The organism is Brevibacterium linens ATCC 9172, assembly GCF_900169165.1.
Lineage (GTDB): Bacteria > Actinomycetota > Actinomycetes > Actinomycetales > Brevibacteriaceae > Brevibacterium > Brevibacterium linens.
Window position 1 is genome coordinate 159,392 of the sequence record NZ_FXYY01000002.1, and the last position, 15,500, is coordinate 174,891.

17 protein-coding genes are annotated in these 15,500 nt (G+C 65.9%); all 17 read left to right on the top strand.

The window, feature by feature from the left end:
* Window positions 1-40 precede the first annotated feature (40 nt).
* The 17 genes from BLIN9172_RS02270 to BLIN9172_RS02350 all read left to right on the top strand — a co-directional run bounded on the left by BLIN9172_RS02270 (window position 41) and on the right by BLIN9172_RS02350 (window position 15,488).
* A complete protein-coding gene (locus BLIN9172_RS02270) occupies window positions 41-442 on the top strand; it encodes a hypothetical protein (RefSeq protein WP_025777325.1) in 402 nt (133 codons plus the stop codon).
* A 159-nt stretch (window positions 443-601) separates the two neighbouring features.
* Window positions 602-1,744 carry a signal recognition particle-docking protein FtsY gene (gene ftsY / locus BLIN9172_RS02275; RefSeq protein WP_101553663.1) on the top strand — a complete coding sequence of 381 codons (1,143 nt, stop codon included), beginning with the start codon at window positions 602-604 and terminating at the stop codon, window positions 1,742-1,744.
* A gap of 218 nt (window positions 1,745-1,962) precedes the next feature.
* Window positions 1,963-3,183, top strand: coding sequence for an ammonium transporter (locus tag BLIN9172_RS02280; RefSeq protein ID WP_025777323.1), 1,221 nt, complete (start codon window positions 1,963-1,965; stop codon window positions 3,181-3,183).
* Between the two features lie 308 nt (window positions 3,184-3,491).
* The gene (gene ffh, locus BLIN9172_RS02285; protein ID WP_101553791.1) at window positions 3,492-5,105 is read left to right on the top strand and encodes a signal recognition particle protein; all 1,614 of its coding nucleotides are present in this window, start codon (window positions 3,492-3,494) and stop codon (window positions 5,103-5,105) included.
* Between the two features lie 157 nt (window positions 5,106-5,262).
* Entirely contained in the window at window positions 5,263-5,706 is a 444-nt protein-coding gene (rpsP, locus tag BLIN9172_RS02290; protein WP_025777321.1) for a 30S ribosomal protein S16, read from the top strand.
* A gap of 1 nt (window position 5,707) precedes the next feature.
* Entirely contained in the window at window positions 5,708-5,938 is a 231-nt protein-coding gene (locus BLIN9172_RS02295) for an RNA-binding protein (protein ID WP_025777320.1), read from the top strand.
* Window positions 5,939-6,116: 178 nt separating this feature from the next.
* Window positions 6,117-6,617, top strand: coding sequence for a ribosome maturation factor RimM (gene rimM / locus BLIN9172_RS02300; RefSeq protein ID WP_101553664.1), 501 nt, complete (start codon window positions 6,117-6,119; stop codon window positions 6,615-6,617).
* A gap of 101 nt (window positions 6,618-6,718) precedes the next feature.
* Window positions 6,719-7,534 (top strand): tRNA (guanosine(37)-N1)-methyltransferase TrmD, encoded by an 816-nt coding sequence (gene trmD, locus BLIN9172_RS02305; protein ID WP_101553792.1) that lies wholly within the window; start codon window positions 6,719-6,721, stop codon window positions 7,532-7,534.
* Between the two features lie 173 nt (window positions 7,535-7,707).
* Window positions 7,708-8,049: a 50S ribosomal protein L19 gene (gene rplS, locus BLIN9172_RS02310; RefSeq protein WP_025777317.1), complete on the top strand. Its 342-nt coding sequence runs from the start codon at window positions 7,708-7,710 to the stop codon at window positions 8,047-8,049.
* 31 nt (window positions 8,050-8,080) lie between these two features.
* Complete coding sequence (gene lepB, locus BLIN9172_RS02315) at window positions 8,081-8,704, top strand: signal peptidase I (protein ID WP_101553665.1); 624 nt, start codon at window positions 8,081-8,083, stop codon at window positions 8,702-8,704.
* A 313-nt stretch (window positions 8,705-9,017) separates the two neighbouring features.
* A complete protein-coding gene (gene lepB / locus BLIN9172_RS02320; protein WP_101553666.1) occupies window positions 9,018-9,725 on the top strand; it encodes a signal peptidase I in 708 nt (235 codons plus the stop codon).
* Window positions 9,725-10,561 (top strand): ribonuclease HII, encoded by an 837-nt coding sequence (rnhB, locus tag BLIN9172_RS02325; RefSeq protein ID WP_101553667.1) that lies wholly within the window; start codon window positions 9,725-9,727, stop codon window positions 10,559-10,561. Before lepB (BLIN9172_RS02320) ends, rnhB begins: the two co-directional genes overlap by 1 nt.
* Window positions 10,558-10,875 (top strand): DUF2469 domain-containing protein, encoded by a 318-nt coding sequence (locus tag BLIN9172_RS02330; RefSeq protein ID WP_025777313.1) that lies wholly within the window; start codon window positions 10,558-10,560, stop codon window positions 10,873-10,875. Before rnhB ends, BLIN9172_RS02330 begins: the two co-directional genes overlap by 4 nt.
* Window positions 10,876-11,044: 169 nt before the next feature.
* Window positions 11,045-11,464: a YraN family protein gene (locus BLIN9172_RS02335; protein ID WP_101553668.1), complete on the top strand. Its 420-nt coding sequence runs from the start codon at window positions 11,045-11,047 to the stop codon at window positions 11,462-11,464.
* A complete protein-coding gene (locus BLIN9172_RS02340; RefSeq protein WP_101553669.1) occupies window positions 11,461-13,125 on the top strand; it encodes a YifB family Mg chelatase-like AAA ATPase in 1,665 nt (554 codons plus the stop codon). Before BLIN9172_RS02335 ends, BLIN9172_RS02340 begins: the two co-directional genes overlap by 4 nt.
* Window positions 13,122-14,372, top strand: a complete 1,251-nt coding sequence (dprA, locus tag BLIN9172_RS02345) for a DNA-processing protein DprA (RefSeq protein ID WP_101553670.1) — start codon at window positions 13,122-13,124, stop codon at window positions 14,370-14,372. Before BLIN9172_RS02340 ends, dprA begins: the two co-directional genes overlap by 4 nt.
* Before the next feature lie 27 nt (window positions 14,373-14,399).
* On the top strand, window positions 14,400-15,488 hold the full coding sequence (locus BLIN9172_RS02350) for a tyrosine recombinase XerC (protein ID WP_101553671.1): 1,089 nt from the start codon (window positions 14,400-14,402) through the stop codon (window positions 15,486-15,488).
* Window positions 15,489-15,500 lie beyond the last annotated feature (12 nt).

The following is a 15,500-nucleotide window of genomic DNA, read 5'->3' on the forward strand; positions in this document are numbered from 1 at the left end:
CCATGGCCGAGGCTGCTGTGCTGCGAGGTGGCTCGAGGGCATGAATTCGGTACTCGTCGTCATCGTCGGACTGGCGATCTCCTTCGCTCTGGCACTCGTCGTCGTCCTCCTCGTGGCTCTGCCCGGCCTGCGCGCCGAAGGACGCCTGCGATACTCCTCCGACGTGCAGCGCTTCCGCCTGCCGCCCGAGTGGACCGGCTACGACGACGAAGTCCACGAGTTCTTCGGCCACGACGACGGCACCTCGCACCTGGCGACGAGGGAGCAGGCGGCAGTGACCGCGATCCGCGACCACTCCTACGTGCTCCGGCCACAGCCCAGGCGCCATGCGGCCCCCTCGCTCATCACGGTGCGCCCGCGCACCCGCCACTGGAAGATCCCCGAGTCGGGAACCGGGTGGAAGACCACCGCCGGGCTGCTCTTCGGCAGCCGGGGGTCCTGACCTTCGCACCCACGGTCTCGAGCGGTCGAGACCCACGACAACGACGACCGCGCCGACTGATTCCGGCGCGCTCAACGACACACAGACACCACCGGAAGAATCCGGGAACTCGAGTGCCGACGGCTCGGACGGCGGCGCTCAAAGGAGGACGGAAGAACCATGGATCAGCCGATCATCTTGCTCATCGTCGCGGCGATCGTGTTCGCTCTCGTCGTCGCGCTGGGCATCTCGCTGCGCGTCAACGCCCGGAAGAAAGGGCCGGATGAGCGGCGCGGCATCGATGCGGAGGTCACCGGTGAACTGAGCATCGATGACGTCGCCGAGGCGGTCGAGAAGGACAGAGCCGAAACGCGCGGATCCGAGGTTCCCACCGAACCGGCCAGCCGCCTCGTCCGACTGCGGCAGCGCCTGGCGAAGTCGAACTCCGGGCTCGGCCGCGGGCTGCTCAACCTCCTCTCACGCGACAACCTCGATGAGTCCGCCTGGGAGGAGATCGAGGACACGCTCATCCTCGCCGATGTCGGCGTCGAACCGACGACCGAACTCGTCGACCGCCTGCGCGAGCGCGTCAAGGTGCTCGGCACCCGGGACCCCGAAGAGGTCCGCGGACTGCTGCGCGAAGAGCTCATCACGCTCGTCGACCCGACGATGGACCGGTCGCTGGCCGATGCCGGCACGGGCGACGACCCCTCCGTCATCCTCGTGGTCGGGGTCAACGGCGCGGGGAAGACGACGACGGTGGGCAAGATCGCCCGTGTGCTCGTCGCCGAGGACAAGTCCGTGCTGCTCGGAGCCGCGGACACCTTCCGTGCCGCCGCAGCCGAACAGCTGGCCACATGGGGCGAACGCGTCGGCGTCGAAACCGTCCGCAAGGACGAAGGGGCCGACCCCGCCTCGGTGGCATACTCAGCCGTCGAGAAGGGGCAGGCCGACGGCACCGACGTCGTCCTCATCGACACCGCCGGGCGGCTGCAGAACAAACGCGGACTCATGGATGAGCTCGGCAAGGTCAAGCGGGTGGCCACACGCCCGCTGGGGGAGGGCCACGAGATCGACGAAGTGCTGCTCGTCCTCGACGCGACCACCGGACAGAACGGCATGCAGCAGGCGAAGGTCTTCGCCGAGGCGGTCGACATCACCGGAATCGTGCTCACCAAGCTCGACGGCACCGCGAAGGGCGGAATCGTCGTCGCCGTCCAGCGTGAGCTCGGCGTGCCGGTCAAGCTCATCGGACTCGGCGAAGGCGCCGACGACCTCGCACCATTCACTGCCGAAGGATTCGTCGACGCACTGCTCGACTGAGGGCTGATTGAACGCTCAGCAGTCCCGACGGCATTGTCGCGCAACTGTTCCCGCACATTCTTCGAGCCTGGTCTCACCCGCATATTCGCAGGGTGAGACCAGGCTTGTCACATTCCGGAAACATTGACGACTCACCACTGTGACATGCGTCATGCAGACTGTGTCTGCCCGGTTCGTTTCGGAACCGGCCGAGACACGAAAGAGACGAAAGAGACGACATGGAACTCGATGCAGTGAATGTATGGATGATGGTCGCCGCGGGGTTGGTGCTGCTCATGACCCCCGGGGTGGCGTTCTTCTACGGAGGAATGACGCGGATCACCTCGGCGATCAATATGATGATGATGGTCTTCTCCGCGATGGCCGTCGGTGGACTCGTCTGGGTCCTCTTCGGCTACGGACTGAGCTCCGGTGACTCGATCGCCGGAATCGTCGGCAACCCGCTGTCCGAACTCGGACTCACCGGCTCGGTCGCGAACGACCCGGCCTCGCTGATCTCCATCGGCTACGGTTCGACGTTCGCGATGATCGCGATCGCCCTCATCGCCGGCGCGGTCGCCGACCGGGCGAAGTTCTCCACCTGGCTGGTCTTCTCCGCCGCGTGGGTGACCCTCGTGTACTGCCCCCTGGCGTTCATGGTCTGGGGAGACGGACTGCTCAGCGAATCCGGCGCGATCGGCAGTCTGTTCGGGCCGGCCATCGACTTCGCCGGAGGCACGGTCGTCCACATCAATGCCGGCATCTCCGCCCTGGTGCTCGTCGTCGTCATGGGTCGTCGCGCCCGCTTCTCGACCCCGCACAAGCCGCACAACATCCCGATCACCGTGCTCGGGGCTGCGCTGCTGTGGTTCGGCTGGTTCGGGTTCAACGGCGGTGCCGCCACCACCATCGAACAGGGCGGACTCATCTGGATCAACACGCTGGCAGCACCTGCCGCTGGCATGATCACCTGGATCATGATCGAACGCCTGCGCGCCTCGCGACCGAGCAGCATCGGCAGCGTCTCGGGAGCTATCGCCGGCCTCGTCGCGATCACCCCGGCGTGTGCGAACGTCGATCCCTATGCGGCCATCCTCATCGGAATCGCGGCAGGCGCCGGTGCGATCTTCGCCGTCGAAGCGAAGAACCGTCTGCGCTATGACGATGCGCTCGATGTCGTGGCCGTCCACCTCGTCGCCGGAATCATCGGCACCGTGATGATCGGGTTCTTCGCCTTCCCGAACGAAGACGGACCGGCCGGCCTCTTCTACGGAGGCGGACTCGAACTCCTCGTTGCACAGGTGCTCGCCTGTCTCGTGGCCATCGTCTTCGCGGGTCTCGTCACGCTGGCCATCTCGCTGGTGCTGCGTTCGACGATGGGGCTGCGGATCGACCCGCGGGAGGAACTCGAGGGAATCGACACCTTCGAACACGCCGAGCAGGCCTACTCGTTCCGGTGACCCCAACAGACGCCCGTCCAGGCGGCCGGTGGGTCTCGCCGGCCGCGTGAACGGGGGAGAGTGCGACGTCGTGCTCATTGATCGCCTCGGCAGGGTGGAAGCAGACCACCTCGCCGAGGCGATCGGCCGTTCCGCTTGCAGGTGAAGCATTTGTGCCGCCTCGGCGTTCGGCAATTGACGAATACTGGAAGGCCAGCGCCACCTCGGCGAGGGTTCACGGGGCATTGTCAGCACTCTTGGTTTCAGCCCGGCACGGGTGACTTGCTAGTCTAGAGAGTCGACCAAACCATCGTGAAGAAGGCTTGTACGTGTTTAACTCTCTGTCCGACAGGCTCACCGCGACTTTCAAGAATCTGCGCGGGAAGGGCCGGCTGTCCGAAGCCGACGTCGATGCCACCATCCGTGAGATCAGACGTGCCCTGCTCGACGCCGACGTCGCACTGCCTGTCGTGCGTGCCTTCACCGGCCGGATCCGCGAACGCGCCCTGTCCGAGGAGGTCTCGGCAGCGCTCAACCCCGGCCAGCAGGTCGTCAAGATCGTCAACGACGAACTCGTCGGCATCCTCGGCGGGCAGACCCGTCGCCTCAACTTCGCCAAGCGTCCGCCGACGGTCATCATGCTCGCCGGCCTCCAGGGTGCCGGTAAGACCACCCTGGCCGGCAAACTCGCCCACTGGCTGAAGTCCGAGGGCCACCGTCCCATGCTCGTCGCCGCCGACCTGCAGCGGCCCAACGCCGTCAACCAGCTCCAGATCGTCGGCGAACGTGCCGGTGCCGTGGTCTATGCCCCGGAGCCGGGCAACGGCGTGGGCGATCCGATCCAGGTCGCTACCGACTCGATCGAGGTCGCGAAGTCCAAACTCCACGACGTCGTCATCGTCGATACGGCCGGCCGCCTCGGCATCGACGAGGAGCTCATGGCCCAGGCCGCGGACATCCGCAGCGCGGTCAACCCCGACGAAGTCCTCTTCGTCATCGACGCGATGATCGGTCAGGACGCGGTGAAGACCGCCGAGGCGTTCCTCGACGGCGTCGACTTCACCGGCGTCGTGCTCTCGAAGCTCGACGGTGACTCACGCGGTGGTGCCGCGCTGTCCGTCGCCGAGGTGACCGGAAAGCCGATCATGTTCGCCTCGACCGGCGAATCGATGAAGGACTTCGAGCAGTTCCATCCGGACCGAATGGCCGACCGGATCCTCGACATGGGCGACATCATGACGCTCATCGAGCAGGCCGAGAAGAACTTCGACGAAAAAGAGACCGAGAAGCTCAAGAAGAAGGTCGAGTCCGGCGAGGACTTCGACCTCAACGACTTCCTCACGCAGATGGCGGGCCTGAAGAAGATGGGCTCGATGAAGAAGATGCTGGGCATGATGCCCGGCATGAGCCAGTACAAGGATCAGCTGGCGAACTTCGACGAGCGTGAGGTCGACCGGGTCGAAGCGATTGTGAGATCGATGACACCGCAGGAGCGCACCAACCCGAAGATCCTCAACGGCTCCCGTCGTGCCCGCATCGCCAAGGGCGCCGGCACCACGGTCACCGCGGTCAACCAGCTCATGGAGCGCTTCACGCAGGCGCAGAAGATGATGCGGTCGATGACCCGTGGCGGCGGCGGAATGCCCGGAATGCCCGGTGGCGGCGGTATGCCGCAGATGCCCGGAATGGGCGGAATGCCTGGTGCCGCGGGTGGAAAGAAGAAGAAACCCGCGGGGAAGAAGAAGGGCCGCAAGGGCGGTCAGTCGGGCAACCCGGCCAAGCGTGCGCAGGAGGCGCAGGCGCTGGCCGATAAGAAGGCGGGCAAGACCCAGGATCCGGTCGGTTCGGCCTTCGGCGGTGTCGACCTCGGCGCCGATGAGGAATTCGACCCGGCGAACCTGCCCAAGGGCTTCGGGGGAATCTTCCCAGGTGGCAAGAAGTAGAGGCTTCTGGCACAATTGACTCTTGTACTTTTGCTCTCGGTCCGGGCCCTCTCATCCGCGCCGAAGTGATAGTCCGAGCCGCGGCTTCCAGCAGATCAACCCCACGATTCTTCTGGTACAGCTGTGCACACAGAACACAAAAGGAGACACCACTAAAGTGGCAGTCAAAATTCGTCTGACCCGCATGGGCAAGATCCGTGCACCCTTCTACCGCGTCGTCGTCGCTGATTCGAAGACTCGTCGTGACGGTAAGGCCATCGAGCAGATCGGCATCTACCACCCGACCCGTGAGCCTTCGGTCATCGAGATCGATTCCGAGCGCGCACAGTACTGGCTGTCGGTCGGCGCACAGCCGAGCGACCAGGTCAAGGCTCTGCTCAAGCTCACCGGTGACTGGCAGAAGTTCAAGGGCGAAGGTGAAGCGGTCAACACCGTGAAGCCGCAGCCGGAGAAGGAAGCCTACGTGGCCCCCAACGCCGAATCGGTGATCAAGGAAGCCATCACGCAGAAGGGCGGCAAGTCCGCTGACGCTGCCGAGGCTCCGGCCGAGGAAGCTGCCGAAGCCGCACCTGAGGCCGCTGAAGAAAGCGCTGAAGCCTGAGATGTTGCCTGATTCGCTCGAGCATCTGGTCCGCGGAATCGTCGATCATCCCGACGACGTCTCCGTTCGTTCGCGTTCGTCGCAGCGCGGCACGACCCTCGAGGTCCGGGTTCACCCCGACGACCTCGGCCGGGTCATCGGCCGTGCAGGCAGGACCGCCAAGGCCCTGCGCACCGTGATGAACTCGCTGGCCGGCCGTGAGTCGGTGCGAGTGGACCTCATCGAGGCGTAATTCCGACATCCGAGAGGGGATGCAGTGCAGATGCGCTGCATCCCCTCTCGTGCATTCATCCGCCGGTCGCCGACTACACTGGTGCCAGAGCACGGCGGTCCGTCGGCTGACCGCAAGAGAAGTCATCCGGACGCATGATCGGCCGGACAGGCAGTGACAGCACACTTCGAGGAGCAGTATGGACACGGTGATCGCCCGGCTGGGCAAGCCGCACGGAATCAAAGGCGAATTCACCGTCGAGGTGCGCACCGACCGACCCGAGGAACGGCTCAACCCCGGTGAGACCTTCGCCACCGATCCCGATATCGGAGTGCTGACGCTGAAGTCGGCGAGGTGGCACCGCGACCGCCTGCTCCTGGCCTTCGACGAGGTCCCCGATCGCAATCGTGCCGAGGAGATCCGCAATACCCTCATCCTCGCCGAGGCGGACGACGACGAGGACGAAGCCGATGCCTGGTACCTCGACGACCTCATCGGACTCCAGGTCTATGAGAACGACGCCCTCGTCGGCGAGATCGTCGACGTCACCAACGGCACCGCCCAGGACCTGCTCCATATGAAGCACGCGGACGGACACGTTGTGCTCATTCCCTTTGTCACCGAGATCGTGCCCGACGTCGACATCGACTCCGGCCGCGTCAGCGTCACCCCGCCCGCCGGCCTCTTCGACGCCGAATGAGCGAACCGTCCCCGATGACCGACAGCGACACCCCCGCCGAAGCGACTGGATCCGACCCTGTGACCCAGGGTGGGGCCTCCGCCGAGGCGGTCGGACCGCAGATGTCGATCGACGTCGTCTCGATCTTCCCCGAGTATCTTGCCGGTCTGCAGCTCTCGCTCATCGGCAAGGCCGTCGACCGCGGTCAGCTGAGCCTGGACGTCCACGACCTGCGGGACTTCACCTTCGACCGGCACAACACCGTCGATGACTCGCCCTACGGTGGGGGAGCGGGCATGGTCATGAAGGCCGAACCCTGGGCCCTGGCTCTCGAGCACATCCTGGCAGGTCGCAGCAGTGCGGAGGGCGAAGGCCCGGAAAGTGCTCAGAGTGCGGGTCCTGCAGCCGGAGGTAAGCCGACGCTCATCGTGCCCAGCCCTGCCGGGCAGGTGTTCGATCAGCGCATCGCCGAGGACCTCGCCGCCCGCGACCACCTCGTCTTCGCCTGCGGACGCTACGAAGGCATCGACCAGCGCGTCATCGATTGGGCGGGCGAGCACTTCGATCTGCTGCCCATGAGCATCGGCGACTACGTGCTCAACGGCGGCGAAGTCGCCTCGATGGTGATGATCGAAGCCGTCAGCCGCCTCATCCCCGGCGTCATCGGCAACCCCAAGTCGCTGACCGAGGAGAGCCACGAAGACGGACTGCTCGAATACCCGATCTACACGAAGCCGGCGAACTGGCGCGGACGTGACGTGCCCGAGATCCTGCTCAGCGGCAACCATGCCGCGATCGCCCGGTGGCGACGTGACCGACGTCTCGAACGCACCGCAGAAGTCAGACCGGATCTGCTCGAGAGACTCGATGACCTGAGCAAGGACGACCTCGCGGCGCTTCAGCGGTTTGAGTCTGAGCGCTCAACCGTGACAGAATAGAGCGTCGCGTTTGTTGGCACTCACCTGCTTCAGGGGGATGAGTGCCCAAGGTGGCTCGCCGCAGAGATTCGGCGGGTCGACGGGGAGAGATCCCGACAGACGATCCAGCTACCGGTTCACCGGTCCGATATGCGTGTCCTCGACCTGAAGCAGAGGCCACAGGAGAAACCACAATGCAGAAGCTCGATGTTGTAGATGCAGCCTCGCTGAAGTCTGACGTTCCCGAATTCCGCCCGGGCGACACCCTCAACGTTCACGTCAAGGTGATCGAAGGTTCGCGCTCGCGTATCCAGGTCTTCAAGGGAATCGTCATCCGTCGCCAGGGCGACGGCGTTCGCGAGACCTTCACCGTTCGTAAGATCAGCTTCGGCGTCGGTGTGGAGCGTACCTTCCCGGTGCACTCGCCCAACGTCGACAAGATCGAGGTCCTCACCCGCGGTGCAGTGCGCCGTGCGAAGCTGTACTACCTGCGCGAACTGCGCGGCAAGGCTGCTCGCATCCGCGAAAAGGCCTGATTTGCCCGGCACTGTGGGCGATGATCACACGGTGCCGATCAGACATGAAGACGCGACCTTCGGGTCGCGTCTTCTGTCTTCGGCACGGTTCTGGAAGACGATTGCGGCGATTGTCGTCGTCATCATCGTCCTCGGCGGATCGATCCGCGGGCTCGTCATCCAGCGCTTCACCATTCCGAGTGCTTCGATGGAGCCGACGCTCAAGGTCGACGACTCGATCACGGTGTGGCGTCCGGACGCGCTGCGCGGAGACCTCCAACGCGGAGACATCGTCGTCTTCGACGGTCGCGGATCGTTCGTCGACGATGCGCTGCCCACCCCTCTGCAGAAGATCGGCTCCTGGGTCGGCCTCGGCCCCCGGGACGTCTACTACGTCAAGCGCGTCATCGCCGTCGGCGGTGACAGCCTCGAATGCTGCGACGCGAAGGGGCGTCTGCTGCTCAACGGCAAACCACTGCGCGAAGACTATGCCCCCACTCCCGCCTCGGCGGTGGAATTCTCCGTCGAAGTCCCCGACGGCACCATGTGGGTGATGGGCGACAATCGCAATGAATCCGCCGATTCCCGGTCGCTGCTGGGACGGCCCGGTGGGGGATTCATCCCCACCGATCGGGTCATCGGCCCCGTGATCGGGCACGGCTCCTCGATCGACTGAGCGCCGCCTCGGTGAGGGCGGGTCCAAAGTGCAAATGCAGTGATTTCGATCGGTGCGTATGATTTTCGAACCCGCGGGAGCTGACACGCGGTGCTCATGCTCCCGTCCCGACCTCTCACACGCGAGGTCGGGGGCCCGCCTCGGTGAGGGGAATTCGGCGTCATCTGAGCCTTGCGCGGACGGCTGAGCGTTCACACTCAACTGCACTGCGGCTGGGAGTGAGGCTCCGGTCGTGCTGATACGCTCGGTTCAGTCCACAGCCGCAGTGCTGGTCCGAACCGCCGCAGTCCTGGTCCGATGTGAAAGCGAACGAATGACAAGCGAATCCGAAGCGTCCCCGCCACCCGCCTCGAAACGGTTCGCGCGCGGGCTGCTGGAGACCCTGGCGATCATCGTCATCGCCCTGCTCATCTCGACGGCGCTGAAGACGTGGGTCGTCCGCGCGTTCTACATCCCGTCGGAATCGATGATGACCACCCTCCAGGTCGATGACCGGGTCCTCGTCAACCAGCTGGCGCACCGCTTCGGACCCGCCGACCGCGGCGACATCATCGTCTTCGACGACCCCGACCATTGGCTCTCGGCGGCCGAGACCGCCGAGTACACTCCCAACCCGGTCCTCGAATTCATCGGCTTGGCCCCCTCGGACGCGGGCAATCAGCTGATCAAACGCGTCATCGGCGTCGGCGGTGACACGATCAAGTGCTGCGACGCCGAAGGACGCCTGCTGGTCAACGGCGAACCGATCGACGAAACCTACCTCGATGCGGGCACCGCCCCCTCGGAGGTCGAATTCGAAGTCACCGTGCCCGAGGGCCACTACTGGGTGATGGGCGACAACCGCAGCAACTCCGCCGATTCCCGCTACCACATGGACACCGACCCCTATGTGGCCGAAGACGACGTGGTCGGCACCGTGTTCCTCATCAACTGGCCGTTCAAACACTTCAGCTGGGTCTCGACCCCCGACGAGGTCTTCGCGGACGTGCCGGACACCGCCGAGGGAATCACCGGGAACTGATGGCCGCACGTGGACTGACCGACCTCAGCGTCGAACGCGGACTGCTCAGCGAGGGATTCGATTTCGTCATCGGCGTCGACGAGGTGGGCCGCGGCGCTCTGGCCGGGCCCGTCGGTGTCGGTGTCGCCCTGTTCGATCTGCGCGCCCTCACCGCCGCCGAGGTACCCGCCGGCATCCATGACTCGAAGCAGCTGAGCGCGCAGTCGAGGCAGGAGGCCACCGAGCGAGTGCGATCGTGGGCGACCGCCGCGGCGGTGGGGTCGACGACTCCTGCCGAACTCGACGAGGTGGGGATGACGATGGCCCTCAACCTCGCCGGACGCCGCGCCATGATCTCGATGCTCAGCGATTGGGCGGACCCGCGTTCCGAGGGTCATTGTTCGATCGGTTCCGAACAGAACGGTTCGGGCGGTTCCGACCAGAACGGTTCGGGCGGTGTCGATGTCGATGGCAGAGCCGCCTCGGTGGGCGAATTCCCCGACCGGACGATGGTGCTCCTCGACGGCCGCCACGATTGGCTCTCGGCCCCACTCACCCTCGATTGCCTGGGGATATTCGGAGACTGCGCCGACCTCGAACTGCCGCCGGTGCGCACCGTGATCAAGGGCGACGGCTCGGTACCGGCGATCGCGGCGGCAAGCATTGTGGCGAAAGTGGCACGCGACGAGACGATGATCGCCCTCGCCGAGGCTCATCCGCACTATGGTTGGGAATCGAACGTGGGATACGGGACGGTGAAGCACCGACAGGGCATCGCCGAACTCGGCCCCAGCATCCACCACCGGAGAAGCTTCCGCCTGAGCGCGGACTCAAGAGCGAAGGAGGGCCTGTCATGAGTGCCGATGATCTTGACGACTACGAAGCGCAACTCGAGCTCGCGCTGTACAAGGAATACCGGGACGTCGTCGGTCTCTTCGCCTATGTCGTCGAGACCGAGCGTCGGTTCTACCTCGCCAACCATGTCGACCTCAAGGCCCACAACGACGCCGGCGACGTGTACTTCGAACTCACCCTGCGCGACGCCTGGGTGTGGGACAGCTACCGGTCGGCCCGGTTCATCAAGACCGTGCACGTGCTGACGTTCAAGGACGTCAACATCGAGGAGATCGCGAAGTCCGATCTCGAACCGCCGACGGCGATCCGCGGCTGAGGCGGCCTCCTCGCATCATCGTCGGCAGCTGGGCTCGACCACTCGCGCGCCGATCGCTGTGGACGCGGCTCTGACTTGACCGTCGTGGGCCTGTGGATGGTCGGGCACCGTCCACAGGCTCTTCTTCTGCACTTCCGCAGAGCCATGGCGTCGTGGTCATCTGACGGACATGGGACGGATACGAACACCCGGTCGGACACGAGCGTCGAAGAGCACCCGGACCGTGAAGGGCCGGCGTAAGCAGGCGCTCGGCAGCAGGGGAGAGGACCTCGCGGTCGCGTTCTTGGAGGACGCCGGTCTGGTCGTTCTCGAACGCAACTTCCGGTGCGCACGAGGAGAGCTCGACATCATCGCCCGCGACGGTGACACTGCGGTCTTCGTCGAGGTCAAGACACGGCGCACCGCACTGCTGGGATCACCGCTGGAAGCCGTGACCCGAACCAAGCTCGCCCGCATCCGCACACTGGCAGGGATCTGGCTGAGCGGGCAGGACGAATATTTTCCGGCCACGCGCATCGATGCGCTCGGAATCATCATGGAACCGCGCGTCCAGTACTTCCACTGCCCGAACATCCAGGTCGACTCATGAGTGAGGAGACCCCGGGACAGGAGGAACCGTCGGTCGAGCAGGCCGAGCCGGACGAACCGCGCGAGCCGGCAGAACCGCGCGATCCGGACGAGCGGGCCGTAGCCGACGATGTCGGACCCGCCGCCTCGGCGCACATCATCGGACGGGCCTCCGCCGTGGCACTGTGGGGGCTGACCGGGAAGATCGTGTCGATCGAAGCCGGCGTCAGCGCCGGACTGCCCGGAATCGACATCGTCGGACTGCCGGATGCCTCGGTGAGCGAATCGCGCAAACGACTTCGGGCAGCCCTGGCCTACCTCGGAGAACCCGTCGCCACAGAACACCTGACAATCAATCTCACCCCTGGAACAGTGCCGAAGATCGGCACCGGATTCGACCTCGGCATCGCCGTCGCCGTGCTCAGAGCACTGTCCCTGATCACCACCGAGGACACCGGCAGCGTCATCCACTGCGGTGAGATCGGACTCGACGGCAGAATCCGTCCCGTCACCGGGGTGCTCCCGTCCCTGCACACAGCGCTGCAGGCCGGTTTCGACCGGTTCGTCGTCCCCATCGGCAATGCCGACGAGGCACGGCTCATCGGACGCGCCAGAGTCCTCCCGGTCGCCTCTCTGGCCGAGGTGGTCAATGCCTATGGCGGATCGATGGCCGTACCTGCACTGCCGGCGGTCCTCGACATGGACCGACCCGTCCCCGTGGCCCCGGAACTCCACGATCTCTGCGAAGTCCAAGGACAGGCCGAAGGGCGATTCGGCCTCGAGGTCGCCGCCGCGGGCGGCCACAACCTGCTCATGCGCGGCACACCCGGAGCGGGCAAGACCCTGCTCGCCCAGTGCCTGCCCGGAATCCTGCCGCCGCTGAGCGACGATGAAGCCGTCGAGGTCGCCGCCGTCCGCTCGCTGCGCGGGGAACTCGACGGCAGCGACGGACTCGACCACCGGCCCCCGTTCGAAGCACCCCACCACCGCAGCACCGCCTCGGCGCTCATCGGCGGACGCCGACCCGGAACGGTCGGAGTGCTCAGCCGCGCCCACCGCGGGGTGCTGTTCATGGACGAAGCTCCCGAATTCTCCCGCGACGTCCTCGAAGCCCTGCGGCAGCCGATGGAATCCCGTCGCGTCCACATCCACCGGGCGTGGGGATCGATGGTGCTTCCGGCGTCATTCCAGCTCATCATGGCCGCGAACCCCTGCCCCTGCGGGGTCGGGATGGCCGGGGTCGGTGCGGACTGTCGATGCACACCGTTGGACAAACGCCGCTATCGCAATCGGCTGTCGGGGCCGCTGCTCGACCGAGTCGACCTGCAGCTCGAACTCTTTCCCGTCTCCCCGGCTGACCTCCGCCTCGGCGGGGATCAGGAGACGAGCGCCACAGTGGCGGCCCGCGTGCTGGACGCGCGGAACCGGCAGGCCGAACGCTTCGCCGACTGCGACTGGAGGCTCAACGCCGAAGCGCCCGGAGCCTGGCTTCGTGACCACTTCGCACTCACACCGGCAGACCTGTCCGACCTCGATCGGGCGCTCGACACAGGCCGGATCACCATGCGCGGCTACGACAGGGTGCTGCGCGTCGCCACCACTCTGGCCGATCTGGCCGGGAAACCCGGGCCCGATCCCGACACGATGAGAACGGCGCTCGCCCTGAGGACACAGGAGTCATGACCGTGAACACTGATGAGGACGTCCGCGCAGCCATCGCCTCACTGCTGCGCATCGGCGAGCCCGGCGACGGTCTGCTCAAACGGCTCGTCGACGGGATCGGCCCGGTCGCCGCCCGAGGGATCATCATGGCCGTCGGCCGCGGTGAGACCACGGCTCACGAAGCCGTCCACGGTCTGACAGTCACCGGCACCGAGGCAGCCGAACACGGGCAGATGGCCGAGGCCATCGACCGGTGGGCGGTGCGAGCCGGGGATGCCGAGACGAGAGGGAACGATCTGGACAGCATCGCGAGAATCGGCGGCCGACTGGTCATTCCCGATGATGACGAGTGGCCCCGAATGCTCGACGACCTCGGTCCCGCAGCACCCTTGGGTCTGTGGGTGCGGGGAGCTGCCTCCCTGAGCACCGTCCTGACTCGAGCCGTTGCCGTGGTCGGTGCCAGAGCAGCCAGCAGCTACGGAACCAAATGTGCCTCTGACCTTGCGTGGGATCTTGCCGCTCGCGGAATCACCGTCGTGTCCGGCGGTGCGTTCGGCATCGACGCAGCCGCCCACCGTGCCGCCATCGCCAGGGAAGCGCCGACGGTGGCATTCATGGCCGGGGGAGTCGACCGCTTCTATCCGGCGGCGAACGCCGACCTGTTCGAACAGATCCTCGCCACCGGCGCCATCGTGTCCGAGACCGCACCGGGAATGACGCCGATGCGCCACCGATTCCTGCTGCGCAACCGACTCATCGCCGGCTCGTCGCAGGTCAGCGTCATCGTCGAAGCCGGTTGGCGCAGCGGAGCACTCAACACCGCGCGGCATGCCCTCGAACTCTCCCGGCAGGTCGCGGCCTTCCCCGGATCTGTGTATTCGGCGTCGTCGACCGGGGCCCACAAGCTCGTGCGCGAGCACGAAGCAGAACTCGTCACCTGCAGCGACGATGTCATTGCACTCATGGACGACGAGACTCCCGCGCTCTTCGACGAGACTCCGTCGCTCTTCGACGCGACCGGGGCGGGTGCCGCCGCAGAGAACGGAGATCGTCCGCCGGCTCCCGACCCCCGTGAAGCGCTTGATGAGCGGGAGAGGATCTGCCTGAATGTGCTGACCGTATCGAAACCGCTCGATGTCGGGACCATCGCCTCGCGGGCAGGACTGACGATCGCAGATGCGCTCAATTCGCTGACCACTCTCGACCTGGCCGGACTGGCCGAACGCCGCGACACCGGGTGGGTGAAACTGCGCACGTCCCGCGGCTGAGCCCGACCATCCACGTATCCTGGGAACGTGAGCACATCATCGACCGTCGCCGAGGTGGTGACAGGCTATGCCGACCACCTGCGGTCTCGTGACGTCTCCGAGCACACCGCACGTGCCTACGTCGCCGACGTCTCCGACTTCCTCGACCACGCCGTGCACTCGACGAAGCTCCGGCGCGGGACCGAGGGAGGACGCGCGTCGACGACGTCCGGCGCACGCATCGATCTCGCCTCCGTCGAACTCGATGACCTGCGTTCCTGGCTCATCACCCTCGACGATGCCGGTGCCGCGAAATCGACAGTGGCTCGCAAGATCGCCGCCGTTCGCTCCTTCTTCGCCTACGGCGTGAGCAACCTGGGACTGTCGAACAACCCGGCCGCACGTCTGCGGACTCCGAAGAAGGACTCCCGGCTGCCCACGGTGCTCAAACCGCAGCAGGCCGCCGACCTCATCTCCGCTGCCGACGGCCAGCGAACCGGCGACACCGGCGCGGGACGAAGGCCAGCGGACGCCGCACAGGGCGGCACGGACACGAGCGATTCGGCGGCTGGCGGCGCCACGACGGGCGACACCGCACAGGGCGACGCGGACACGAGCGACCCGTACGACGCGGCCAAACGCATCCGCGATGCCGCGATCCTCGAAATGCTCTACGCCACCGCGATCCGCGTCTCCGAACTGACCGGACTCGACCGCAGCGACATCGACGACCGCGCATCGATGATCACCGTGCTCGGCAAAGGCAACAAAGAACGTCGCGTCCCGTTCGGCGCCCCGGCACGCAGAGCCCTCGACGACTGGCTCGCCACCCGTGAACTGTTCGCCGGTCCCCACAGCGGCGACGCACTGTTCCTCGGCGTCCGTGGGGGACGCATCGGTGCGCGACAGGTGCGCGAACTCGTTCACCGCTACGGCTCCGACGACCCCAGTGCTCCCGACATCGGACCGCACGGTCTGCGGCATTCGGCGGCCACGCACATGCTCGACCGCGGGGCCGACCTGCGACAGATCCAAGAGCTGCTCGGCCACTCCACGATGAGCAGCACGCAGATCTACACCCAGGTATCCATGCAACGTCTGCAGGACACCTACCGGCGAGCACACCCGCGGGCCTGAGACCCACCGCAC